The sequence below is a fragment of the Pseudomonas sp. MPDS genome (assembly GCF_013283895.1).
Taxonomy (GTDB): Bacteria; Pseudomonadota; Gammaproteobacteria; order Pseudomonadales; family Pseudomonadaceae; genus Aquipseudomonas; species Aquipseudomonas rhizophila.
In genome coordinates this window covers 2,950,199-2,972,704 of record NZ_CP054128.1, presented here as the reverse complement: position 1 = coordinate 2,972,704, position 22,506 = coordinate 2,950,199, and the positions used below count along the sequence as shown (strand labels likewise).

At 59.8% G+C, this 22,506-nt stretch carries 19 protein-coding genes and 2 pseudogenes; 10 read left to right on the top strand and 11 right to left on the bottom strand.

From position 1 onward, the window contains the following. Window positions 1-254: 254 nt before the first annotated feature. A complete protein-coding gene (locus tag HQ912_RS13060) occupies window positions 255-1,970 on the top strand; it encodes an amidase (RefSeq protein WP_047225868.1) in 1,716 nt (571 codons plus the stop codon). A gap of 32 nt (window positions 1,971-2,002) precedes the next feature. Here HQ912_RS13060 and HQ912_RS13055 read toward each other — a convergent pair whose 3' ends face one another. Continuing rightward, the gene (locus tag HQ912_RS13055; protein WP_047225642.1) at window positions 2,003-2,857 is read right to left on the bottom strand and encodes a LysR family transcriptional regulator; all 855 of its coding nucleotides are present in this window, start codon (window positions 2,855-2,857) and stop codon (window positions 2,003-2,005) included. A gap of 74 nt (window positions 2,858-2,931) precedes the next feature. Here HQ912_RS13055 and HQ912_RS13050 point away from each other — a divergent pair, with 74 nt between their 5' ends. Next, a complete protein-coding gene (locus HQ912_RS13050; RefSeq protein WP_173406882.1) occupies window positions 2,932-3,879 on the top strand; it encodes a DMT family transporter in 948 nt (315 codons plus the stop codon). 6 nt (window positions 3,880-3,885) lie between these two features. Here HQ912_RS13050 and HQ912_RS13045 read toward each other — a convergent pair whose 3' ends face one another. Both HQ912_RS13045 and HQ912_RS13040 read right to left on the bottom strand, forming a co-directional pair. Further along, window positions 3,886-4,365, bottom strand: coding sequence for a DUF488 family protein (locus HQ912_RS13045; protein WP_230682590.1), 480 nt, complete (start codon window positions 4,363-4,365; stop codon window positions 3,886-3,888). A gap of 149 nt (window positions 4,366-4,514) precedes the next feature. After that, on the bottom strand, window positions 4,515-5,423 hold the full coding sequence (locus HQ912_RS13040) for a LysR substrate-binding domain-containing protein (protein ID WP_076386626.1): 909 nt from the start codon (window positions 5,421-5,423) through the stop codon (window positions 4,515-4,517). Window positions 5,424-5,514: 91 nt separating this feature from the next. On the opposite strand from HQ912_RS13040, the gene HQ912_RS13035 reads away from it, so the two are divergent. Then, entirely contained in the window at window positions 5,515-6,507 is a 993-nt protein-coding gene (locus tag HQ912_RS13035) for a DMT family transporter (RefSeq protein ID WP_047225638.1), read from the top strand. Between the two features lie 67 nt (window positions 6,508-6,574). After that, window positions 6,575-6,970: a VOC family protein gene (locus HQ912_RS13030; RefSeq protein ID WP_076384292.1), complete on the top strand. Its 396-nt coding sequence runs from the start codon at window positions 6,575-6,577 to the stop codon at window positions 6,968-6,970. On the opposite strand, the gene HQ912_RS13025 is transcribed toward HQ912_RS13030, so the two are convergent. Further along, window positions 6,967-7,911 carry a LysR family transcriptional regulator gene (locus tag HQ912_RS13025; RefSeq protein ID WP_173407539.1) on the bottom strand — a complete coding sequence of 315 codons (945 nt, stop codon included), beginning with the start codon at window positions 7,909-7,911 and terminating at the stop codon, window positions 6,967-6,969. The genes HQ912_RS13030 and HQ912_RS13025 overlap by 4 nt on opposite strands. A 145-nt stretch (window positions 7,912-8,056) precedes the next feature. Between HQ912_RS13025 and HQ912_RS13020 the strand changes: the two genes are divergently transcribed. Then, a complete protein-coding gene (locus tag HQ912_RS13020) occupies window positions 8,057-9,259 on the top strand; it encodes an MFS transporter (protein WP_173406881.1) in 1,203 nt (400 codons plus the stop codon). Between the two features lie 71 nt (window positions 9,260-9,330). Here HQ912_RS13020 and HQ912_RS13015 read toward each other — a convergent pair whose 3' ends face one another. Together HQ912_RS13015 and HQ912_RS13010 are read right to left on the bottom strand one after the other, a co-directional pair. Beyond that, window positions 9,331-10,110: an EAL domain-containing protein gene (locus tag HQ912_RS13015; protein ID WP_047225635.1), complete on the bottom strand. Its 780-nt coding sequence runs from the start codon at window positions 10,108-10,110 to the stop codon at window positions 9,331-9,333. 136 nt (window positions 10,111-10,246) lie between these two features. Continuing rightward, window positions 10,247-11,569: an APC family permease gene (locus HQ912_RS13010; protein WP_047225867.1), complete on the bottom strand. Its 1,323-nt coding sequence runs from the start codon at window positions 11,567-11,569 to the stop codon at window positions 10,247-10,249. Between the two features lie 254 nt (window positions 11,570-11,823). On the opposite strand from HQ912_RS13010, the gene napE reads away from it, so the two are divergent. From napE to HQ912_RS12985, 5 genes are read left to right on the top strand one after another with little or no spacing between them, the layout of a single operon-like run. Further along, window positions 11,824-11,991, top strand: a complete 168-nt coding sequence (gene napE, locus HQ912_RS13005) for a periplasmic nitrate reductase, NapE protein (protein WP_076384284.1) — start codon at window positions 11,824-11,826, stop codon at window positions 11,989-11,991. Window positions 11,992-12,027: 36 nt separating this feature from the next. Further along, entirely contained in the window at window positions 12,028-12,288 is a 261-nt protein-coding gene (locus HQ912_RS13000; protein ID WP_076384282.1) for a chaperone NapD, read from the top strand. Then, window positions 12,285-14,789, top strand: coding sequence for a nitrate reductase catalytic subunit NapA (napA, locus tag HQ912_RS12995; protein WP_076384280.1), 2,505 nt, complete (start codon window positions 12,285-12,287; stop codon window positions 14,787-14,789). The genes HQ912_RS13000 and napA overlap by 4 nt, the downstream gene beginning before the upstream one ends. An 11-nt stretch (window positions 14,790-14,800) precedes the next feature. Then, window positions 14,801-15,286 carry a nitrate reductase cytochrome c-type subunit gene (locus HQ912_RS12990; protein WP_047225631.1) on the top strand — a complete coding sequence of 162 codons (486 nt, stop codon included), beginning with the start codon at window positions 14,801-14,803 and terminating at the stop codon, window positions 15,284-15,286. 9 nt (window positions 15,287-15,295) lie between these two features. After that, window positions 15,296-15,892, top strand: coding sequence for a cytochrome c3 family protein (locus tag HQ912_RS12985; RefSeq protein WP_013692861.1), 597 nt, complete (start codon window positions 15,296-15,298; stop codon window positions 15,890-15,892). Window positions 15,893-15,916: 24 nt separating this feature from the next. Here the strand turns inward: HQ912_RS12985 and HQ912_RS28120 are convergent. The 5 genes and pseudogenes from HQ912_RS28120 to HQ912_RS12965 all read right to left on the bottom strand — a co-directional run. Further along, a pseudogene (locus tag HQ912_RS28120) lies at window positions 15,917-16,393 on the bottom strand (methyl-accepting chemotaxis protein); the annotation flags it as partial. 111 nt (window positions 16,394-16,504) lie between these two features. Further along, window positions 16,505-17,182, bottom strand: a pseudogene (locus tag HQ912_RS28115) (PAS domain-containing protein); the annotation flags it as partial. A gap of 308 nt (window positions 17,183-17,490) precedes the next feature. Beyond that, window positions 17,491-19,848 carry an efflux RND transporter permease subunit gene (locus tag HQ912_RS12975; RefSeq protein ID WP_240539610.1) on the bottom strand — a complete coding sequence of 786 codons (2,358 nt, stop codon included), beginning with the start codon at window positions 19,846-19,848 and terminating at the stop codon, window positions 17,491-17,493. Window positions 19,849-19,968: 120 nt separating this feature from the next. After that, window positions 19,969-21,048 carry a WD40/YVTN/BNR-like repeat-containing protein gene (locus tag HQ912_RS12970; protein WP_076384274.1) on the bottom strand — a complete coding sequence of 360 codons (1,080 nt, stop codon included), beginning with the start codon at window positions 21,046-21,048 and terminating at the stop codon, window positions 19,969-19,971. 86 nt (window positions 21,049-21,134) lie between these two features. Continuing rightward, window positions 21,135-22,496, bottom strand: coding sequence for a DUF1329 domain-containing protein (locus tag HQ912_RS12965; RefSeq protein WP_107322802.1), 1,362 nt, complete (start codon window positions 22,494-22,496; stop codon window positions 21,135-21,137). Window positions 22,497-22,506: the final 10 nt, after the last annotated feature.

Genomic DNA, 22,506 nt, shown 5'->3' with positions numbered 1-22,506 from the left:
TCCGCGCTGGCGGCCCGACCTGCGCTTGATTAAACCTGCCCTGCCGCGTTTTGCGGTGACACCCTTGGGCCGTATTCTATACAAAAGGTACTGCCCGAGTGTGGGCGGTTTTCTAATTAGGCCCTCTGGCGGTTATCCCGTAGTAAAGTGCATGCAACCGACATGAGAACCCACTTTGAGATGTCTGAAGTGCCCAAGACCCAGTTTGAATGGCCCCGCGCGTCACACCCCCAGTCAGCCGCAACGGTAACAGCATGATCGAAATTACCGAAGTCTCCATCGCACAACTGCGCGCAGCGCTCCAGTCCGGTCAGACGACCGCGGTCGAACTCGTCCAGGCCTACCTTGCCAGGATCGATGCCTATGACGGCGCCGACACGTCCACCGCCCTCAACGCTGTGGTCGTGCGAAACCCCGATGCCCTGGAAGAAGCACAGGCGTCCGATGCCCGTCGGGCCAAGGGACAAACCCTCGGTCCGCTCGATGGCATTCCCTATACCGCCAAGGACAGTTATCTGGTGAAGGGGCTCACGGCGGCTTCTGGCAGTCCGGCGTTCGCGAACCTGATCGCTTATCGCGATGCGTTCACCATCGAACGGCTTCGCGCCGCCGGGGCGATCTGCCTGGGCAAGACCAACATGCCGCCCATGGCCAATGGCGGCATGCAGCGCGGTGTCTATGGCCGGGCTGAAAGCCCCTATAACGCGGACTACCTCACCGCCCCTTTCGCATCGGGCTCCTCGAACGGTGCAGGCACTGCAACGGCAGCCAGTTTCGCCGCGTTCGGCCTTGCCGAAGAAACCTGGTCGAGCGGCCGGGGCCCGGCCTCGAACAACGGATTGTGTGCCTATACACCTTCGCGCGGGGTGATTTCGGTACGCGGCAACTGGCCGTTGACGCCAACAATGGACGTCGTCGTGCCCTATGCCAGGACGATGGCGGATCTTCTCGAAGTGCTCGACGTCGTGGTGGCGGACGATCCTGATACCCGGGGCGATCTGTGGCGCATGCAACCCTGGGTGCCCCTCCCGCCTGTCGACTCGGTTCGCCCCGCCTCATACCCGGGCCTTGCCGCGCATAAGGAAGCACTCGCTGGGGTCCGCTTCGGAGTTCCGCGCATGTACATCAACGCCGATCCCGAAGCGGGCACGGCTGAGGCTCCCGGCATTGGCGGGCCGACGGGGCAGCGAATCAACACCCGAGCCTCGGTCATGGCCCTGTGGGAAGACGCCCGCAAGGCGCTCCAAGCCTGTGGCGCGCAAGTGATTGAGGTCGATTTCCCGCTGGTGTCCAACTGCGAAGGTGATCGTCCGGGCGCGCCGACCGTATTCACTCGGGGCCTGGTGTCCAAGGAGTTCCTGCACCATGAGTTGTGGGACCTGTCGGCCTGGGCGTTCGATGACTTTCTGCGGGCCAACGGTGATCCGAAACTCAATCGCCTGGCCGATGTTGACGGACCGCTGATATTCCCCCACGACCCGGGCACCCTGCCCAACCGTGAGGACGACCTGGCCGCTGGCATGGATGAATACGTCAGGATGGCCGAACGCGGCATTACGCCGTGGGACCAGATCCCCACCCTGGCGGACGGACTGCGGGGCCTTGAACAGACACGTCGAATCGATCTTGAAGACTGGATGGACCGGCTAGGGCTCGATGCGGTGATATTCCCGACAGTCGCCGACGTTGGCCCCGCAGATGCAGATATCAACCCGGCGTCCGCCGATATCGCCTGGAGCAACGGGGTCTGGGTCGCCAATGGCAACCTGGCCATCCGGCACCTGGGCGTGCCCACCGTTACTGTGCCGATGGGCGTGATGGCGGACATTGGCATGCCTGTAGGGCTGACGTTTGCCGGACGTGCCTATGACGATTCGACCCTGTTGCGCCTGGCTTCGGCGTTTGAGTCGCTGGGCTCCAAACGGGTGGTCCCACCGCGTACGCCGCCGTTGTCGGGCAGTAAAAAATAAACCTGGTGGGCGGGATTGCCCCGCCCCTTTCATCAAAGCCGAAAATATTGCTGCATGGCTCGGGAGAGCAGGTTCACCGCCTCATCGGCATGGGACGCCTGCGCTCGAATGAACACCACCTCGTGCTCCGGCACCCGGGGCAGATCATCGAGGATCTGCATCTTGTCCGTCACCCGGGCCCGGTCTATCAGACTGATCGCCAAGCCGGCCTCCACACACGCCTTGACGGCCTGGGTGGAGGGGCTTTCCAGGACAATGCGCGACTTGCGAGCGCATTGCTTCAGCGCTTCCACCATGGCTTGTCGATAAGGGCACTGCGCCGCATGCACGGCCAGTGGCAGCGGCTGCGTCGAGGCAATCACGCTATTGATCGGGCCGACCCAAACAGGTGTCGTGGAGGTTAACCGCAGCGACTCTGTGTCCGGCAGCTCCTTCGGCCGGGCAATCATCGCAGCCTGGAGTTTTTCACGTTGAACCTGATCACGTAGCGCGTAGCTTGGCGCCGTCCTGAGCTCCAGTACCACGTTCGGCCAGGCGGCTGCGAATGTCGGAAGGATGTCGCGGATGACATGGTCCGCATATTCATCCGGCACGCCCAAGGTGATACGCCCCGCCAGACGGGTGCCATGCAGATCGGCCAAGACCCGGTCGTGGGTACTGAGCAACTCGGTGGTAGACAGGAGCAAACGCTTGCCCAGTGCGGTCAGGGAAACCGCCTGATTGTCACGGTTGAGCAATCGTCCACCGGCGACCGCTTCCAGCCGCTGGATGTGCACGCTCACCGCTGCCGGGCTTTTGTGCAGTTGCTCCGCCGCCGCACTGAATTTGCCGATGCGCGCCACCGCATGAAAAGTCCGTATCAGTTCGATATCGAGTATGGCCGGCATAATTCAACCTTTGTGAATGACTGCTGCACTATATTTTGATTTATTAGATTAGCCTGCTTTCGTAGCCTGTGGGCATGGATGCATACCGATCGATCTCATGCCCTGCTCTCTCCAAACCTCAATGGCACCAGGCGATACCTCTGTTCTTACTCGAGGCGGCGCTGGTGTTGAGCTGGAGTTCAGGCTTCATCGGCGCGCGCTTCTCGCTTGATTACGCGCCGCCGTTACTGGTCGTGTTCTGGCGCTGCGTGCTGGTCACGCTCGTTCTGTTCCCGTTTGTCGCCAGGAACTTGAGGCGAACCTCGGCTGCCGTGCTGCTGAAAAACGCCGGCATCGGTTTGCTGGCCATGGCGGGGTATCTGGCGGGTATTACCCAAGGCATTGCCTTGGGCGTACCGGCCGGGCTCGCTGCCCTGTTCGCCGACCTTCTGCCCATGGGCCTGGCTTTATTGGCCGCGGGCGTCCTGGGACAGCGACTGGCCTGGCCGGTTTGGGCCGGCCTGGTCATCGGCCTGATCGGGGCCGCGCTGGTGACACATGGCGCGCTGGCCTGGGGCGATGCGCCCTTATGGGCTTATGCGCTGCCGCTGCTTGGCATGCTTTCACTCGCCGTCGCGACATTGTGGCAAAAGCACCTCCCGCCATCGCAGTCCTTGGGCCTACTCCCCAACCTATGGCTGCAATGCTGTGTTTCGGGCTTTGCCTTCGCTTTGGTCGAGGGCTTACAGGGCAGCCTCGCACCGATACCCAGCACAGGTTTTATCTTGAGTGTCCTGTGGACCGCGGGCTTGTCTACGATTGGCGGATATGGGCTCTACTGGCTGTGCCTGCGCCGCGCGTCAGCCACCCGGGTCGCCAGCGTCCTGTACCTCAGCCCCCCCGTTACGATGCTGTGGGCCTGGGCGATGTTCAACGAACCTCTTTCCTGGCAAATGGTGTCGGGCATGGCGGTGTCCGGGATCGGCATCTGGATGGTGGTGCGCACCGAAGCTCGGCAGCCAGTGGCCGACACAGCTCAGTAGCCCTGTTCACTCTCCAGCGGGATAAGTCAATTTCAGCCCGTGAACCTTCGCAGCCGGACTCAACACCGCTGTATTGGCTTTATCTTTGTCCATGATATGGATGACTTCTACACCGCGAAGCAACAGATAGTCGGCGACGATCCTGCGATGGCAACGCCACCAAACAGCCTCCGCACACATGATGGCGCAGTGGTGAGTCTTGCTGAGCGCGAGGAGGCGATTCAGACCGACCTCAAATTCTTGCGAAAGGGCGTAGTCCGCGTAGTTATGGAAACTTCGATTGACCCAGAATGCGTTGACCTCATCGGCAACGGTCTTTGATTTTTTTCGTAATCCGCCAAGCTCCGGAATCTGTTGATGCCCGATATCGAATTCGGCCAGTCGGTGTGCAAGCGTATCCAGATTGTATTGAGGATTTGTCCGTGATCGCGGGACGGTCCTGATATCGACAATGGTATCGACACCAAAACCGCTGACGATCTCCACGAACTGTTCGAGGGTTCGGGTCGAATGACCCACTGTGTAAACACAGACACTTTGCATAAATACTAATCCACACCTGATTTCTTTCAGATGACCTGTGCAAGCAAGCCAGGTTCTAGTGGATTCACGCAAATCCGCCAGGGTGACAGCCGTCAGCCCTCACTTGCCAACTCCCCCTCAAGCCACTCGATCAGTGCGCTCACTTCAGCGCGATCTGCTGCGTGCGAATTTCTGAAAACCGATATCGCTTCAGGCAAGGGAACACTTTGCGCGCAAGGCCTCACCAAAGCCCCACGCTCAATCAGCCTTGCGGCGGTGCGGCGCCATCCCAGTGCAATTCCGTGCCCCTCCACCGCCGCCTGAAGCATCAAGGGGTAGCTGTCAAATACAGTGCCTTGAAGATCAACAGCCGGTATCTGTCCAAACGCTTTTAGCCAACCCTCCCACTGCATCCAGTGAGGCGGCGTAGTGCGATAGTGCAAAAGCGTGTGGCGAGCAAGCTCACTGACCTGCATGGGCGCTTGGACATTGAGGTATTGCGGACTGCACACCGGAAACACCTCATCGCTAGCGGTAAAGACCAGAACATGCGCACCACTGGGGCGCCCGGTGCTTTGCAAGGCCACGTCAAAATGCTCATTGAATTCAGTCAGCGGCCGGGTTGAAGTGGCCACCTGGATTTCGATCTCCGGGTATTGCTGGTGGAATGACGAAAGGCGCGGCATCAGCCAGTAGAACGCCTCGCACAATTGGCACAGCAGAACGACACGGTTCTTGCCAGGCGCCTGGCGAAGGGTCTCGGCGACATCGCTGATACTGCGCAAGGCGCTGCTCACCACACGCCCTAGCTCGCGTCCTTCCTGGGTGAGAAACACTGCGCGGTTGCGCCGACTGAAGAGCTTTAGCCCAAGATTCTCTTCAAGTCCCCGTATCTGCCGACTGATCGCCGCTTGGGTAATGTGCAGCTCCTCGGCGGCCTTCGAAAAACTCTCCAGCCGCGCCGCCGCTTCAAAAGGCAATAAACTGGCGAGCGGCGGTAAAGACTTTCCAAGCGTATTCATAATCACCGGTAATGCATCCGTGGCCGAGAACTCGTTTGTAGCATAGCCCTGACGCTGCGCAACATGAGCTGAATATCTCATGGATAGACCGATGCTCAGGAATGACTCAAACACCACCGCAGGCGTGGCCCTCGCCGTCGTCGCCACTCTGAGTTGGGCCTTGAATTTCGTAGCGCCCTACGTCACCGGTGCCTATTCGATCTACGACTTGATGATCGTTCGGTTTCTGATCGCCGGGACGCTGGGTATGGGCGTCATGGTGTTCTATCGAGCTCGACTTCGACGCCTGAGCCGCGAACAGCAGCTTCTTGGCGCAAGCCTGGGAATTATCGGGTACCTCGGCTATAGCACTTGCATTGCCGCCGGAGTGATTTACGGAGGGCCGGTACTGACCCCTGCACTTATTGGCATGGTGCCGCTTCTGCAGGCCGTGCTCGGCAACGCCACGAGCAGAACCCTCGAATGGCGCAAGCTCGTGATACCACTGGCGTTGATGACAGGCGGGCTGTTGCTGTTGAACGTCGGCAGTCTCAATCACCTCCCAACTGGCGACAGTGCCTGGCGCAAGGGGCTGTTCTTTTCAATCAGCGCAGTGATCCTCTGGCTCGTATTCGCCGCGTTGAATCAAAGGGGCCTGGAAAAACTTGCCGTCAACGCATCAGGGGCCTGGACCGGCTTGATGATGGCAGGCGCCGGGCTGGGCACCTTGATCGCCTTACCCGCCGTACTGGTGCTTGATCTTCTGAAACTGCCAAGTCTGGGCTTCAGTGTTTCCGTGGCTGGGCCGTTGTATGCCTGGGGGCTCTTTATCGCGCTGATGTCATCGGTCGTCGGGGCCTGGGCGTGGAATGCCGCGTCCCGTCGCCTGCCCATGGTGCTTAGCGGGCAACTGATATCCCTGGAGTCGCTCTTCGCGACGATACTGGGCCTGATGTTTCATCAGCGGCTGCCCACACTTTGGGAAACCTCAGGGCTAGCCGGTGTTCTTGTCGGCGTGGTTGTGGCCGTTCGTATCATCCTGACATCCAGTGAATCGACCGACCGCGCCCGACACGAGGAGAACATCGCCAGGCGCACCCGGTGATGCATCTTTCACTGATCATCGTTTCGCGCCAGACTCATTCGATTCCCTGACCGCAAGGATAGCCAGCATGATCTCTCACGTTTTCCTAGGCATAGGCGATTTCGACCGCGCGTTCGCTTTCCATTCAAAGATAATGGCCGGGCTGGGCCTTACGTTGAAGTTCTGCGACGCCACTAAAGGCTGGGCCGGTTGGGTTTGCGAGGGCTCGCCTCGGCCGATCTTCGTGATTGGAAAACCATTTGACGGCAACCCAAGCGCGCCCGGTAACGGTCAGATGGTGGCGCTGCTGGCACCCAGCCGGGAGCTTGTCGCACGCAGCCACGCAATGGCGCTGGCCCTGGGAGGAACGTGTGAGGGAGCGCCTGGATTGAGGCCCCATTACCACCCCGACTATTACGGCGCCTATTTTCGAGACCTCGACGGCAACAAGCTGTGTGTCTGCTGCCATGATCCGCTGGGTTAGACGTCCACGGCTTTGCGAGGATTGCCTTCTACCGGCTGACACAAATTGGCCGCAAGTGCTTCCAGCAAGGCACTGACCTTGGGAAGCTTCTCACGGCTTTTCTGCCAGGCAAGGTTGATCACCATTCCGTCGGTTGCCAGATGGGCAAGCACCTCAATCAACGTGCCCTCCTCAAGCTGCCGCTGGATCAACCATGAAGGTAACTGTGCAATCCCGCACCCGGCCGATACCGCAGCAACCAGCCCTTCACCGTCCCCCACGACCAACGCTGGCGACACCTGCTTTCTTACCGTCTCGCCGGGACGCTCACCGGCAAAATTCCACGGACTGAGCTTGCCGTCCGGCCAGCCATAGGCGATGCACTGGTGATGTTCCAGATCGCGATCGGTCATGGGGATGCCATGCTTGGCCAAGTACATGGGTGAAGCACAGAAGACATGCCATTCACGACCCAGGTAACGATGCCCCAGCGCGTCAGGCCAAACCTGTGAGCCGCCAATGGTGACGACGATATCCACGCCTTCCTGGAGAGGGTCGATGAAACGATCCGTGAACGAGATGTGCGGCACCAGCCGCGGATAGTCCTGGATACACCGCAAGATGATGGGCATCACTTGCGAACGACCAAAGGCTGCCGGAAGGTCAAGCCGGACCCTACCCTGTGGCTCGGCGTCTTCAGCACGCAGCGACAGCTCGGCCTCTTCAAGGTCTGCAAGCACCCCCGTGCAGGTGCGATAGAACGCCGTCCCAGCGTCCGTCAGCGATACCCGCCGGGTGGTGCGATCGAACAATCGAGCGCCAAGGCGGCTCTCCAGACGGGCGACGCTTTTGCTGATGGCCGAGCCCGTGAGGCTCAACCGCTCTGCGGCGGCCTTGAAGCTGCCGGATTCGGCGACGCAGACAAAGACATCGATCCCCTTCAATCGCTCGGAGGAAAACATTAGGCGTCCTGTTATTGATGAATTGAGTTCAACCTGCAATGGAAAATCCATCATAAATCAGAACTGGATTCCTCAGTAAACTTGCCGCGAGCGTATTGCGCCACGCTGCGCCCCTGGCAATGATCGATTGAACAAAGAGGCAAGGATGCTCGCTACCCTTAGAAACTACCCCACGACCGTCAACCTGCTGCTTTGCGCGTCTTCGATACTGACGTTGAGCCAAGCGATCACGCTGCCCTATCTGGTTATCTATCTGTCCGAAAACTTCGCCATGGGTGTGGCGGATATCGGAGTGGTCATCGGCAGCACACTGATCATTGGATCGCTATTGAGCCTCTATGGCGGTTTCCTGGTTGACAGGCTATCCAGCTACCGACTCATTCTGGGGTTCAGTGGGTTGTTCAGCCTGGGGTTCCTTGGGGCAGTCGTGACGCGCGAACTCTGGCTTTTTTTCATCTGCCTGGTGCTGATCAATCTGGCATATGCCGTCATCGATATAGCGGTCAAAGCGGGATTTGGCAGCTTGCTCCCCGCCGCCGAACGCAGCGAAGTGTTCTCGATCAAATACACGTTGACCAACATCGGCTATGCCGTCGGACCGTTTCTCGGGGCGGGAATTGCCAAGCTAGGGATCAGCTTGCCCTTTCTATTGTCTGCCGGGCTCGGTGCCGGCTTCTTTCTCATTTACTTCGTTTGGGGCGACAGACATTCCGCCCCCGTCGACGCAGGCCAGACGCCTGCGCCTTTCCTGGCGGTGGGCAAGGTTCTGCTCCAGGATTACCGGCTGGTATGTTTCACACTAGGCGGCCTGCTCAGCGCCGTGGTCTTCGGCCAGTTCACCGCCTATCTCTCGCAGTATCTGGTGGTTACAACCACGCCGGAGAACACCTACCGAATCATCAGCGCTATCGTCACGACCAATGCGCTGATGGTGATCAGCTTGCAATATTCCATCGGCAAGAAAATATCCCATCGGCATCTGAATCTTTGGCTAGTGGCCGGGCTGGGAATGTTCCTCATGGGCCTGGCCGGTTTCGCCCTGTCCAACTCGGTGATGTTCTGGGTGATGTCCATGGCTGTATTCACTGTCGGGGAAATAATCGTATTCCCCGCGGAATACATGTTCATCGACAACATCGCGCCCAACCATCTGCGCGGCATGTACTACGCCGCGCAGAACCTCGGCAACCTGGGGGCCGCGGCCGGGCCGTTGCTCTGCGGCGTGGTCCTGGCCACGCAACCGCCCCACAGCATTTTCTACATGCTCGCGCTCTTTATTATCGCGGGAGGAGCTTTTTATATATTGGGTGCTTCCCGCTGGCTCAACCACGGCCGACAAAAACCGTGAAAAGCCTCTGCCATCTCACCCAGCGAACAAAAAAGCTGTCTTTGGAAAACTCCTTGAACGGCCCGTACGCCTCAGTCAAAACTGCCAGGCGGGAGGCGACCGACCTCAGGTCTTGCGAACAGGTATCCCTGCATCAGATCGATACCCAGCTCCAGAAGCGCGGCGCTTTCCCCTCGCGTCTCAATGCCCTCGGCTATGACGGTAATGCCCAGGCGTTTGGCGACCAGGACGATACCCTCGACAATCGCTTGCTTGACGGTGTCTTGATCAATCGTGCGGGTCAACGCCATATCAATCTTCAGCACTTGCGGCTGAAACATGGCCAGCAGATTGAGTCCTGAGTAACCGGAGCCGAAATCGTCAATGGCGGTGGTGAAACCCTGGCGCTCGTACTCCACGAAAATCGACTTGAGGTGCTCAGGATCTACCACTTTCTCGCCTTCCGTCACTTCGAACATGAGTCGGTTTGGCGGGAAGTTTGTATTACGTGCGGCTTCCAGGGTTGCCCGGATACAGGTCTCGGGCCTGTACACGGCATTGGGCAGGAAATTGATGCTGAGCAGGCAATCGGCAATGTCCAGAATGCCCAGCCGGGCGGCTTCCTCGATCGCCTTCACGCGACACGCCTGGTCGAACCGGTAGCGGTTACCGTCATTGACCAGTCCAAGAATGTAGCCTGCCGATTCGCCATTGACGCCCCGCACCAACGCCTCATAAGCGAACGCGGTGCGCGTTCGTACATTGAAGATGGGTTGAAAGGCCATTGTGAAGTCGAACCCCAGCGCCTCATGGTTGCGGCATTCGGCGCAACCGAGGGATTTGAAGGCTGGGTCGGAGGAGTCTTGGGTCATGATCAGTATTCCGTTGCTTAACGGGGCATCCCCTGCACATGCAAGGAACTGTAGTCGACACCGTTTGAATCGGCACAGTCCGAGCTTTCTGGAGGACGTTTGAGTCCATGATTACCGACGGGACTCCTCCAGCCCGCTAGCCAGGCTTTATCGCCACGGGCATCGCGATACGCGTGCAGGCGTAAAGCAATATTCCGACAACCATCAAGGCTGCACCGCGAAGCCAGGTTTCCAGGCTTTGCTGACTGAGCAATATCAAACACGAAACGATAGCCAGAACGGGCACCCAGGTTGGCACCCGAAAATGCGCTTCCTCAACCGTGTCACGCCTTAACACCAATACCGCCAGATTTGTGCTGAGGAATACGAAAAGCAACAGCAGAACAACTGTCTGGGCCAATGCAGCAAGGGTGCCGGTCAGTGTCAACGCAATAGATACAAGGGTCGTGGCGATGATAGCGACCCAAGGCGTACGTCTGTTGGGCAGTACCTGCGCCAAGGCCTCCGGCAACAGCCCCAGACACGCCATTCCATAGGCGAGTCGACTGGCCATGATCAGAGTCAGCAACGCTCCGTTGGCCACGGCGATGAGCGCGATAAAGGCAAACACGCGAGGTGGAATGTTCAATCCCGATGCCCGGACGACTTCCAGCAACGGGGCCGACGTTGCGACCAGTTGCTCCATCGGCAGCACTGAAGAGGCTGCGACACCAACGGCCATGTAGACGACCCCGGCGGTCAACAATGCCGCAAATAAGGCGCGCGGATAGACCTTTCGAACATCACGTATTTCCTCAGCCAGATTGGCGGATGTTTCAAAGCCGACAAACGAATAGAAGGCCAGCAATGCCGCCCCCAACACCGCCAGCATCGGACTGACCCCCGGCTTGAATTGCAACGCGGCTTCCAGGTGAGCATCACCGGAACGGAAAAACCAGGCGGCAGCCACAACGACCAGAATCAGGCCTGACAGTTCTATGAGCGTCATCACCAGATTCGCCCCCAGAGACTCTTTTATTCCCCTGGCATTCAAGAGCGCTATGACCACCAGAAACACCAGGGCCGCGACGTGCGGTGAGACCTGAACAAATGCGCCCAGATAATCACCCGCGAAAGCCAGCGAAAGACCGGCAGCGCTTGTGACAGCCGCAGCCAGCATGCAGAACCCGACCAAAAACGAAATAAGCGGTGACTTGAATGCCTTCTCGGCATACACCGACGCCGCTCCCGCATGGGGGTATTTGGTGACCAGCTCCGCATACGAACCGGCCGTCAGCATTGCGAAGAATAATGCTACCAGCAACGGCATCCAGATCGCGCCGCCCACCTCCCCCGCGATCGTGCCGGCGAGCGCATAAACACCGGCGCCGAGTACATCGCCAAGAATGAAAAGAAACAGCATCGGTCCTGTCACCGCCCGGCGCAAGGAGGTCCGGGATTTAGGGGGCGTTACTTTCATATTCTGGCTCTGCTTCAAACATGCACGTGTTGGGTACCTCGCGTTGCGCCAGGCAGTGGTATGACTCTCTGAGTAGTGGAAGTATTTGCCCAGTGAAAGTTCAGAAATGTTCCCCATCATCGCGCCGTCCGGGTCAATCGTCAGAGTCATTTACTGGCCCTTGGTGGGACCGTTGGTCGAAAGCAAATCGGGCACACAGGCCAGTCCAGCAATCGTGATCTAGTATCAACGCAGGTTCGGCTGGAGAAGCCCCAATGTCGTTGGTTGAAGAACGCAAACCTGAACGCCGCAAGGAAACCCGGCTGTTCCTCTTCCTTGTCGTGTTCCTCTTTCCGCTGCTGTCGGTCGCCATCGTCGGCGGCTACGGTTTCCTCGTCTGGTTTTTCCAGATGCTGTATGGCCCTCCTGGCCCACCCCACTGACCGGTGGCTTTTTCTTGAGGCTATTGGAGCCCGTTCATGGACGAAACCCTGCATATCGCCAGTCTTGTCGTACTTGCCCGACCGGAGATGTTCGACACGGTCAAGGCCAACCTGCGCCTGCTCGATGGCCTGGAGCTGCATCAGGAAAGTGCCGCCGGAAAACTGGTGGTAGTGCTTGAAGCCGTGCATGAAGACCAGATCCTGCAACGCATCGACCAGATCAACAACCTGCCCGGCGTACTCAACGCGGCGTTGATCTATCACGAACTCCTCGAGCCCGAAGGAGACATCGAATGAGCATGACCCGCCGTGCATTCGTCAAGACCCAGGCCGCCGCCATTGCAGCCGCCGCTGCGGGCCTGCCGATCGTAACCTCTGCCAGCAACCTGGTGACCGAAGCGGACATGGTCACCCTGGACTGGAACAAGGCGCCTTGCCGGTTCTGTGGCACCGGGTGCAGCGTGATGGTCGCGACCCGGGATAACCGGGTGGTCGCCACCCATGGCGACGTGAAGGCCGAAGTCAATCGTGGGCTCAACTGCGTGAAAGGCTATTTTCTTTCAAAGATCATGTATGGCGTCGATCGCCTGACCCAGCCGCTGTTGCGCATGAAGAACGGTCAGTACGACAAGCAGGGCGAATTCCAGCCGGTCAGTTGGGAGCAAGCCTTCGACATCATGGAGCTGAAGTTCAAGCAGGCCCTGAAAAGCAAGGGGCCGGAATCGGTCGGTATGTTCGGCTCCGGACAGTGGACGGTCTGGGAAGGCTACGCCGCCAACAAACTGATGAAGGCCGGCTTTCGCACCAACAACATCGACCCCAACGCCCGCCATTGCATGGCCTCGGCGGTGATGGGTTTCATGCGCACCTTTGGCGCCGATGAACCCATGGGTTGTTATGACGACATCGAAGCCACCGATGCCTTCGTGCTCTGGGGCTCGAACATGGCCGAGATGCACCCGGTGCTCTGGAGCCGGGTCACCGATCGCCGCCTGAGCCAGCCCCATGTGAAAGTGGCGGTGCTGTCCACCTTCGAACATCGCAGTTTCGAGTTGGCCGACATCCCCATGGTGTTCAAGCCGCAAACCGACCTGCTGATTCTTAACTACATCGCCAACCACATCATTGAAAGCGGCGCGGTGAACCAGGATTTCATCAGCAAGCACACTCGCTTTGCCCGGGGTGCCGACGACATCGGCTACGGCCTGCGTCCTGACGACCCACGGGAAACCAGCGCGAAGAATGCCGGCAAGGCCAACACCTGGACGGATATTGACTTCGAGGCGTACGCCGCCTTCGTCAAGCCTTACACGCTGGAGCGAACCGCCAGGGAGACGGGGGTTGCCCCTGAGCGACTGAAAAGCCTGGCACAGTTGTATGCCGACCCCAAGCGTAAGGTCGTGTCGTTCTGGACCATGGGGTTCAACCAGCACACGCGTGGCGTCTGGGCCAACAACCTGATCTACAACATCCACCTGCTTACCGGCAAGATCAGTGAGCCGGGCAATAGCCCGTTCTCGTTGACCGGTCAACCGTCGGCCTGTGGCACGGCACGTGAAGTGGGGACTTTTTCCCACCGACTACCGGCCGACCTGGTGGTCACCAATCCCAAGCATCGCGTCACCGCCGAGAAAATCTGGAAGCTGCCCGCCGGCACCATCCAGGAAAAGCCCGGCTTCCACGCGGTGGAACAGAGCCGCATGCTCAAGGACGGTGTGCTCAACGTGTGCTGGACCCAGGCCAGCAACAACATGCAGGCCGGACCGAACATCATGCAGGAAGTCCTGCCGGGTTGGCGCAACCCGGACAATTTCATGATTGTCTCCGACGTCTACCCCACCGTTTCCGCCCAGGCCGCCGACCTGATTCTGCCCAGCGCCATGTGGGTGGAGAAGGAAGGCGCCTTCGGTAACGCTGAACGACGCACGCAATTCTGGCATCAGTTGGTGACGGCACCGGGAGACGCCCGGTCGGACCTGTGGCAGTTGATGGAATTTTCCAAGCGCTTCACCACCGATGAAACCTGGCCCGCCGAATTGCTCGCCAAGGCACCTGAGCTCAAGGGCAAGACCCTCTTCGAGGTGCTGTTCAAAAATGGCCAGGTGGACCAGTTCCCCGTCGAGCAGTTGGAAGCCGGCTACAAAAACGATGAAGCCAAGGCCTTTGGGTTTTACCCGCAGAAGGGGCTGTTCGAGGAGTACGCCCAATTCGGTCGCGGCCATGGACATGACCTTGCCGCATTTGACCGTTACCACAGTGAACGGGGCCTGCGCTGGCCGGTGGTGGATGGCAAGGAAACCCGCTGGCGTTATCGCGAGGGGCTGGACCCCTATGTGGAGAAAGGCAGCGAGGTGCAGTTCTATGGCTATCCGGACAAGAAGGCGATCATTTTCGCCCTCCCCTACGAACCGCCGGCCGAGGCACCGGATGCGGACTACCCGTTCTGGCTGAGCACCGGGCGCGTTCTTGAACACTGGCACACGGGCAGCATGACCCAGCGAGTCGAAGAACTCTACAAAGCCGTGCCGGATGCGCTGGTGTACATGCATCCCGAGGATGCCAAGGCCTTGAAAGCACGGCGCGGCAGTGAAGTGAAGCTGATCAGCCGACGCGGTGAGATCCGTGCGCGCATCGAAACCCGCGGGCGCAACAAGCCGCCTCAAGGATTGGTATTCGTGCCGTTTTTCGACGCCAACAAGCTGATCAACAAGGTCACGCTCGATGCCACCGACCCGATCTCCAAGCAAACCGACTACAAAAAGTGCGCGATACGCATCGAGTTGGTCAGCGTGGCCTGAGGAGAACCCTGATGCTTTTTCGAATGCTGCCCTTGTTTCTGCTTGCCGCGATTGGCGTGGTGATCGCGGCTGAAATCAACTACCCGCTCGACGCGCCAGCTCCGGATGGGCGTCGCCCCGGCGGCACTCTATCCCAGAACATGCCCGCCCCGCCCATTACCGATGAAGAAAACAAAGACCTCAAACGCGAGCGTAATTACCCGGATCAGCCGCCGACCATTCCCCACACCATCCGTGGCTATCAGGTCGACGCGAACGGCAACAAGTGCCTGTCCTGTCACAGCCGTGCCAACAGCGCACGGACCCAGGCAACGATGATCAGCATCACCCACTACATGGACCGCGATGGCCAAGCGCTGGCGGCCGTCTCACCACGTCGGTACTTCTGCAACCAGTGCCATGTACCGCAGGCGGACGTGAAGCCTTTGGTGGGAAACAATTTCGAGACAATCGACAAACTGCTGCAAGACAACGCCAACGCCACGAAGAAACCTTGAGGAGGCAACATGAAAGCACTGTTCGCCTTGCTCAAGGACTACTGGGGCGTCCTGCGTCGTCCGAGCCTGTATTACAGCCTGGGTTTCCTGACGCTTGGGGGCTTTATCGCCGGTATCGTTTTCTGGGGCGGCTTCAACACTGCACTGGAGGCGACCAATACCGAGACGTTCTGCGTGTCCTGCCATGAAATGCGTGACAACGTGTTTGTCGAGCTCAAGGACACGATCCACTACACCAACCGCTCCGGCGTACGCGCCAGTTGTCCGGACTGTCACGTGCCACACGAGTGGACCCATAAGATCGCGCGCAAGATGCAGGCCTCCAAGGAGGTCTGGGGCAAGATTTTCGGTACCATCGACACCCGCGACAAATTCCTCGCCCTGCGACGTGAACTGGCCGAGCACGAATGGGCCCGACTCAAGGCCAACGACTCGCGAGAATGCCGCAATTGTCACAACTTCGAATTCATGGACTTCACCCGGCAAAGCAAGCGCGCCTCGAGCATGCACTCGACCTCACTGGCCAATGGCGAGGCAACCTGCATCGATTGCCACAAGGGCATCGCTCACAAGTTGCCTGATATGAGCGGCGTCAAAGGCTGGTGAGGAGGTTCGGGCCGCCCATACGCATCAACCTACCCAGCCGATGGCCGTTTTCGGGATGACCTCGGACTCATCGAGTTTGGAGGCAAACATGCTCACCGCTTCGAGTGCGTCACTGGTACCGGTTCTGATCTGCAGAATAACCGATCCGGCCTGATCGGCCAGGGTTACGCCACGCAGGGCGCCCTCCTGGGTCACCGTCATGCTGGCGACGGCGTCACGGGTTTCAGACAGAATCAGGCCGATCATCTCGGCAATCTCGGCCGTCGAACGGCTGGTGCGCCCGGCCAGTTGCCGGACTTCATCGGCGACCACCGCAAACCCTCTCCCTTGATCGCCGGCCCGCGCCGCTTCGATGGCCGCGTTAAGGGCAAGCAGGTTGGTCTGGTCGGCGATGCCGCGAATGGTATTGACGATGGCCGTGATCTCTTCAGAACGCGCGCCCAACTGGCCGACCAATCGTGCAGAGGCTCCGATATTGTCAGCGATCTGGCGCATTTCCTTGGCCGTCTGCTGAATCACTTGCGAGCCCTGTTCAGCGACTTTCTCGGTCTCGGCAGAGATGTGGTAGGCACGGGAAGCGCCGCGCGAATCCTCTTCGAATTTCTCGACTCGTTCGCTGATGTCACTGGCGAACTTGATGATTTTGCTCAGCTTGCCTTCGGCATCGTAGACCGGGTTGTAACTGGCCTCCAACCAGACAACCTTGCCGTGCTTGCCCAGACGTTTGAATTGACCACTGAAAAATTCACCGCTATTGAGGCGACGCCAGAAATCGCTGTATTCGGAGCTGCTCACCAGCTCCTGCTCGCAGAACAGCCGGTGGTGCTTGCCTTTGAGTTCCGCCAGCGAGTAATTCATGACACTGAGGAAGTTGTCGTTAGCGGTCAGGATGTTGCCGTTCAGATCGAATTCGATCACCGCCATAGCGCGATCGAGTGCTGCCAGCTTGCCTTGGGTTTGCGCCTCGTTTGCTACCCGCACGGTGACGTCGAGTGCATATTTGACCACTTTTACAACGCGGCCTTGTTCGTCCACTACCGGGTTATAGCTGGCCTCCAGCCAGACATTCCCGCCCTTGCCATTGACTCGCTGAAAAGTGCCCGACACGAATTGACCGGACCGCAGGCGGTCCCAGAACTGACGATACTCGGGGCTGCTGACCAGCGCGGGCGTGCAGAAATCCCGATGAGACATACCGGCCAGTTGATCTGCCCGATGCCCCATCGTATGCAAGAAATTCTCATTGGCGCGCAGTACCTTGCCATCTGGGCTGAACTCCACAACGGCCATCGACCGCTCCAGAGCACCCACCAATCCTTTGTACGTTGCCAATTCGGCTGTCCTAGCCATCAATTCACTTTTCAGCGTTGAATTAAACATGACGTACCCTCGGCGAACCCACAAATCGATCGGACCTTATTGAGGGTATCGGCGAGTTGGCTGAAGGCTAAATACGGCGTGAAAGATTATGTTTTGACGCCAGATAAACGGCAGAAAAACCGTTTTGACTTGTCTCCATCGGATCGTGGAAATGGCCAGACCAGGCAAGCCGCATTGGCTTGCCTGGTCTGGCCCTTCGGTTGCCAGCGGACCGTCAGTCAGCCCTCCCCGACCGGCTGCAACACGCCGGCGGCCTCAGGCTTTTTTGCGAACAGCCTTTGTGGCAACAGGAAGTACGCCAGTGCAGGCAACAGGATCAGCGCACCGAGCATGTTCACCAGGAACATGAAGGCCAACAGGATGCCCATGTCGGCCTGGAACTTGATCGGCGAGAAAGCCCAGGTCGCCACGGCGATAGCCAGGGTGATGCCGGTCAGCAGAACCACCTTGCCGGTGAACAGCAGCGCGCGGTAGTAGGCCTCGGACAGCGAGGCGCCGGCGCGCATGTGGGTCAGGATCACGCTCAGCACGTAAAGCGCGTAATCGACGCCGATGCCCACCCCGAGGGCGATCACCGGCAAGGTGGCCACCTTCACGCCCATGCCCAGACCCACCATCAGCGCCTCGCAGAGGATCGAGGTGAGCATCAGCGGCAGCACCGCGGCGAGTACCGCGCGCCAGGAACGGAAGGTCACCCAGCAAAGCAGGATCACGGCACCGTAGACCCAGAACAGCATCTCGCGCATGGCCTTCTTCACCACAATGTTGGTGGCTGCCTCGATGCCGGCACTCCCCGCAGCGAGCATGAACTTCACGTCCGGCAGTTGCTGCTGGGCGATAAAGGCTTCGCTGGTCTGCACCACCCGCTCCAGAGTGTCAGCCTTGTGGTCGGCCAGGTAGACGTAAAGCGAGAGCAGCGAACAGCCCTGGTTGAACAGCTCACGCGGCGCACGGGTCTGTACCGCGCCGAGGGCCCCGTCATTGGGAATCAACTCGTACCATTTGAAGTTGCCCTCGTTATACCCGGCGGCGGCGATCTTGCTCAGGGCCGCCATGGAGTTGGTCGACTCGACGCCCGGCAATTGCTCCAGTTGCCAGGCCAAAGCATCCACCGCCGCCAGGGTCGGATAGCGGGTGCACTGGTCTTCCGGGGTTTTGACCATGACCACGAAAATGTCCGAACTGGCCGCGTAGTTCTGCGTCATGAAAGCCGCATCGCGGTTGTAGCGCGAGTCTGGACGCAGCTCCGGAGCGCCTGGGTCCAGATCGCCGATTTTCAGGTGCAGGCTGACGGCGAAACCGCCGACCGCCAGCGCCAGGCCCACCAGGCAAGCGCCGTAAGCCCAGGAGCGCCGGGTGAACAGGTCGAGGAAACTCCAGAGCGGATGCTTGACGTTTGCTTTCAACTCAGCGGTTTCGGCCCGCAAGCTGCGCTCGGCCGCCTTGGCGCCGACACCGATATAGCTGAGCAGAATCGGCAGCAGGATCAGGTTGGTGAAGATCAGCACCGCCACTCCGATGCTGGCGGTAATCGCCAGGTCCTGGATCACGCGGATCTTGATCACCATCAGCACCGCGAACCCCACCGCATCACAAAGCAACGCGGTCATGCCGGCGGCAAACAAGCGGCGGAAGGTATAACGCGCGGCGACCACCCGGTGCGTGCCACGACCGATGTCCTGCATGATGCCGTTCATCTTCTGCGCGCCGTGGCTCATGCCGATGGCGAACACCAGAAAAGGCACCAACGCCGAATAGGGATCCAGGTCGTAACCAAGGCTGGCGAGCAGCCCGACCTGCCAGAGCACCGCCACCAGGGAGCAGAGCACCACCAGCGCGGTGCTGCGGGCACAACGGGTGTACCAGTAGAGCACCACGACCGTCACGAGCACGGCAACCACGAAAAACAGCATGACCTGGACCAGTCCGGCAATCAGGTCGCCGATGATCTTGGTGAACCCAGTGATGTGGATCTGGATTCGATCGCTCTGGTATTTGTCGCGCAAAGCTTCCAGCTGCCGGGAAAATTCGCCGGCATCCAGCGCCTTGCCGGTCACAGGATTGATTTCCAGCAGCGGCACGAATATCACGCTGGACTGGAAGTTGCCCGCCACCAGTTGGCCGATCTCGCCGGAGCGGGCAACGTTGGTGCGCACCTGCTCCAAACTGGCCGCAGAACCGTCATAGGTGTCCGGGATCACCGTGCCGCCATCAAGGCCCTCCTCTGTCACGGCCGTCCAGCGCGTGGTCGGCGTCCAGAGCGACTTCATATAAGGCTTGTCGACACCCGGCAGCAAATAGATCTCGTCGTTGAGCCTGGCGAGAACGTCGAGGTAATCCTTGTCGAAGATGTTGCCGTCCTTGACCGCCACGGCAATGCGCACTGAGTTACCCAGGCCGCTCAATTCGCTGCGTCGCTCAAGGAAATTGGCGACGTAAGGGTGCGACGTCGGAATGGTTTTTTCGAAACTGGCATTGAGACCGATCTTGCTGGCCTGGTAACCCAGCACCAGGGTGGTCAGCAGGCAGAGCAGAATCACCCAGGGGCGATGATTGAAAATCGCCCGCTCGCCCATGTTTCCGGAACGCGGATCGAAATCCTCCAGACGGGCGATTACCACTTGCTGTTCGAGGGCGGGATTATGGTCGTTCACATCGGACTCCGAATACGGCCGCATAGGGCTCTGGCAAGTGTTTCAACGTTGCGCCGAGTAAAGGTCATGCTTGAGGCGGGTCACGCCACTGAGGCCGACACCAATCAAGCTGCCGTCCGGGGCGGCCACCAGCCCGGCGAGCGAGGTGCCGGTCGGTCCTTTCAAGTGCCGCAAGCTGCGGCCTCGATCGAGGCTGAGCAGCAGATCGCCGGCCTGGCTGGCCAGGATCAACGCGCCATCAGGCGAGCGAGTGCCGGCCGACAAGGCCACTTCCAGCCCCGTCTCGATCCGCCGCCAACTGACACCCTGGTCGCCCGACCAATAAGCATTGCCGCGCAGACCGAAGGCCAGCAACTCCCCGGCCGAACTGCCCTGCACACCGAAAAAACTGCCGTCATAGGGTGAATCGAGGGCCTCGAAGCGGCTCCCGTTGTCAGTTGAACGCAGCAGCAGACCGCGTTCGCCGACGATGAACAGCGCACTGCCCGCCGGGCGAATGCCGTACAGGTTGAGGCCCTCGGGGTTATCCACCTGCTGCATCCACGGCTGCCAACTGTCGCCACCGTCAGCGGTACGCAGAATCAGGCCATAGGCGCCGACCACATAGCCGTTGCGACGGTCGCTGAAATACAGGTCGAGAAACGGCTTGTCCGGGCCATCGGCGACCAGCCACTCGGCATCCTTGAGCCGCTTGGCGTCGTTGCCTTGTTGAGCCGAAACCAGCGCCAGGTGCGCCGCTGCGACACCATCGAGTTGCTTGACCCAGGTTTCGCCACCGTCGGTGCTGTGAAGAATCACGCCCAGATGACCGACAGCCCAGCCCCGTTCGGCATCCACGAACTGCACCGCCGTCAGGCTGACGCTGACCGGCACGCGGGCCTGGCGCCAACTCTGGCCCGAGTCATCAGAGAGCAGCACGATGCCGCGTTCGCCGACCGCCACCAGCCGATCGCCCGCCCGGGTTACCGCCAGCAGCACCGCACGGGGTGCCTTGGCACTTTGCAAGGCCGGCTGGTTGAGTAGTGCTATGCCCGGGCTGGCCGTCGCCCAGCCTGACACTGATAACGCAGCCAGCAGCAAGGCCACCGGTAGCGCCCGCATGAGTGAAAAATTACCGATCATGTCCGCTCCAACCGCCGCATAAGAATTATCCAACCGCTGATCGCACAAGGCGCCGATGCCTGGGCTCCGGCGCCTTGCACAATTGCTTAGCGCATACTGTCGCTGGCCATGGCGTCAGGGGTGAAGAACGCGGACGGCGGACGCGGATAGCTCTGGTACTGCACATCCAGGTCGTTGGCCGAGGAGTTCAGGAAGTAGGCGCCGGTCTCCAGGTTGTAGCTGCCCCACATCATCTGAGCGGTCAGCGCGGGCATTTCAGGCGCCAGCAACGTCAGCGAATAGTTATGCCGCCCCAACTTGCCTTGGGCGTCATAGCCGTCGAGCAGCAGTACTTGCCACGAGTCCTCGTCCACGTAATAGGTGCGCTTGGGCACCACATGACGTTTGCCATCCTTGAGTGTCGCGCTCACGACCCACACCCGATGCTTCTCCCACCGCACCAGATCCGGGTTGAGGAAGCCTGGCTTGAGCAACTCGTCGCTGCTCGCTGCTGCCGCGCGGTTGTTGTTGTAGGGCACCAGCAACTCTTTCTTGCCAACCAGCTTGAGGTCGTGGCGGTCGGTCGGACCGAAGATCATGAAGGCCTCGTCGAAGAAACCGACGCCCGAGGTGACGAAGTCCGGCGTATCGTAGGCAACGTTCGGCGCACGACGCACCCGGCGCTGGCCGACCAGGTACTGCCAGGCGGCACGTTTGCCGGGGTCCATGTCCCAGTGGGTCATCAGACCCTCGCCGGCCTTGGAGGACGGTTGCTCCGTGGCCAGTTTGCCAATCAGAAACTTGCCTGCGAAGGTTTCCAGGCTGCCGTCTTTGAAGTAGTAGGGTTGCTGGTACCAGAAGCGCGCGCGGGTGGCCTGGATTTTCTTGCCGCCTGCGGTCATCAGCCAGGTATCAAAAGGCGAATAGAAGGTGTCTCCGCCTTGCCAGGACAGGCGGTAGTTCCACAGCACCTCGGCGCCGTTTTGCGGCAATGGAAATGGGATCCCGCCATAGGCGCCGCTGACCTTTTCGGTGGCCACCTCAAGGTTCGCGCGGGTAGCGTTTTTCAGGGTGTTGTCATACACCCACTGAGGCGCTGCGGCACTGCGCCGGGTGGGATAGACGTCCAGACGGTAAGCGGGATACTTCTGCAACAGGGCTTTGGTGCCTTCGGCCAATTGGTCGGCGTACTGCGCCATGTTGGACGCGCTGACCGAGTACAGCGGCTTGTCGGCGGCGAACGGATCAGCGCGTTTATCGCCATTCTTGTAGCCGGCCGGTGCTGTGGTGTAGCCACCTGTCCATTCCGGAATGCTGCCGTCTTTGTTGCCGGCGCGCTCGGCGCCAAGGGGGGTGAGGTCCGAGTTCAGGCGTGCGGCCTGCTCCGGGGAAACGGCCGCGTGCACCAGGCCGGCACTGAGCAAGGCAATGGCCAAGGCCGAAATACGCAAGGAAAGGTTACTGTGCATAACGAATGAA

Coding starts and splice junctions, on each gene's coding strand:
- HQ912_RS13060 (WP_047225868.1), top strand. CDS start 255: ATGATCGAAATTACCGAAGTCTCCATCGCACAACTGCGCGCAGCGCTC.
- HQ912_RS13055 (WP_047225642.1), bottom strand. CDS start 2,857: ATGCCGGCCATACTCGATATCGAACTGATACGGACTTTTCATGCGGTG.
- HQ912_RS13050 (WP_173406882.1), top strand. CDS start 2,932: ATGGATGCATACCGATCGATCTCATGCCCTGCTCTCTCCAAACCTCAA.
- HQ912_RS13040 (WP_076386626.1), bottom strand. CDS start 5,423: ATGAATACGCTTGGAAAGTCTTTACCGCCGCTCGCCAGTTTATTGCCT.
- HQ912_RS13035 (WP_047225638.1), top strand. CDS start 5,515: ATGCTCAGGAATGACTCAAACACCACCGCAGGCGTGGCCCTCGCCGTC.
- HQ912_RS13030 (WP_076384292.1), top strand. CDS start 6,575: ATGATCTCTCACGTTTTCCTAGGCATAGGCGATTTCGACCGCGCGTTC.
- HQ912_RS13025 (WP_173407539.1), bottom strand. CDS start 7,911: ATGTTTTCCTCCGAGCGATTGAAGGGGATCGATGTCTTTGTCTGCGTC.
- HQ912_RS13020 (WP_173406881.1), top strand. CDS start 8,057: ATGCTCGCTACCCTTAGAAACTACCCCACGACCGTCAACCTGCTGCTT.
- HQ912_RS13015 (WP_047225635.1), bottom strand. CDS start 10,110: ATGACCCAAGACTCCTCCGACCCAGCCTTCAAATCCCTCGGTTGCGCC.
- HQ912_RS13010 (WP_047225867.1), bottom strand. CDS start 11,569: ATGAAAGTAACGCCCCCTAAATCCCGGACCTCCTTGCGCCGGGCGGTG.
- napE (WP_076384284.1), top strand. CDS start 11,824: ATGTCGTTGGTTGAAGAACGCAAACCTGAACGCCGCAAGGAAACCCGG.
- HQ912_RS13000 (WP_076384282.1), top strand. CDS start 12,028: ATGGACGAAACCCTGCATATCGCCAGTCTTGTCGTACTTGCCCGACCG.
- napA (WP_076384280.1), top strand. CDS start 12,285: ATGAGCATGACCCGCCGTGCATTCGTCAAGACCCAGGCCGCCGCCATT.
- HQ912_RS12990 (WP_047225631.1), top strand. CDS start 14,801: ATGCTTTTTCGAATGCTGCCCTTGTTTCTGCTTGCCGCGATTGGCGTG.
- HQ912_RS12985 (WP_013692861.1), top strand. CDS start 15,296: ATGAAAGCACTGTTCGCCTTGCTCAAGGACTACTGGGGCGTCCTGCGT.
- HQ912_RS12975 (WP_240539610.1), bottom strand. CDS start 19,848: ATGGGCGAGCGGGCGATTTTCAATCATCGCCCCTGGGTGATTCTGCTC.
- HQ912_RS12970 (WP_076384274.1), bottom strand. CDS start 21,048: ATGATCGGTAATTTTTCACTCATGCGGGCGCTACCGGTGGCCTTGCTG.
- HQ912_RS12965 (WP_107322802.1), bottom strand. CDS start 22,496: ATGCACAGTAACCTTTCCTTGCGTATTTCGGCCTTGGCCATTGCCTTG.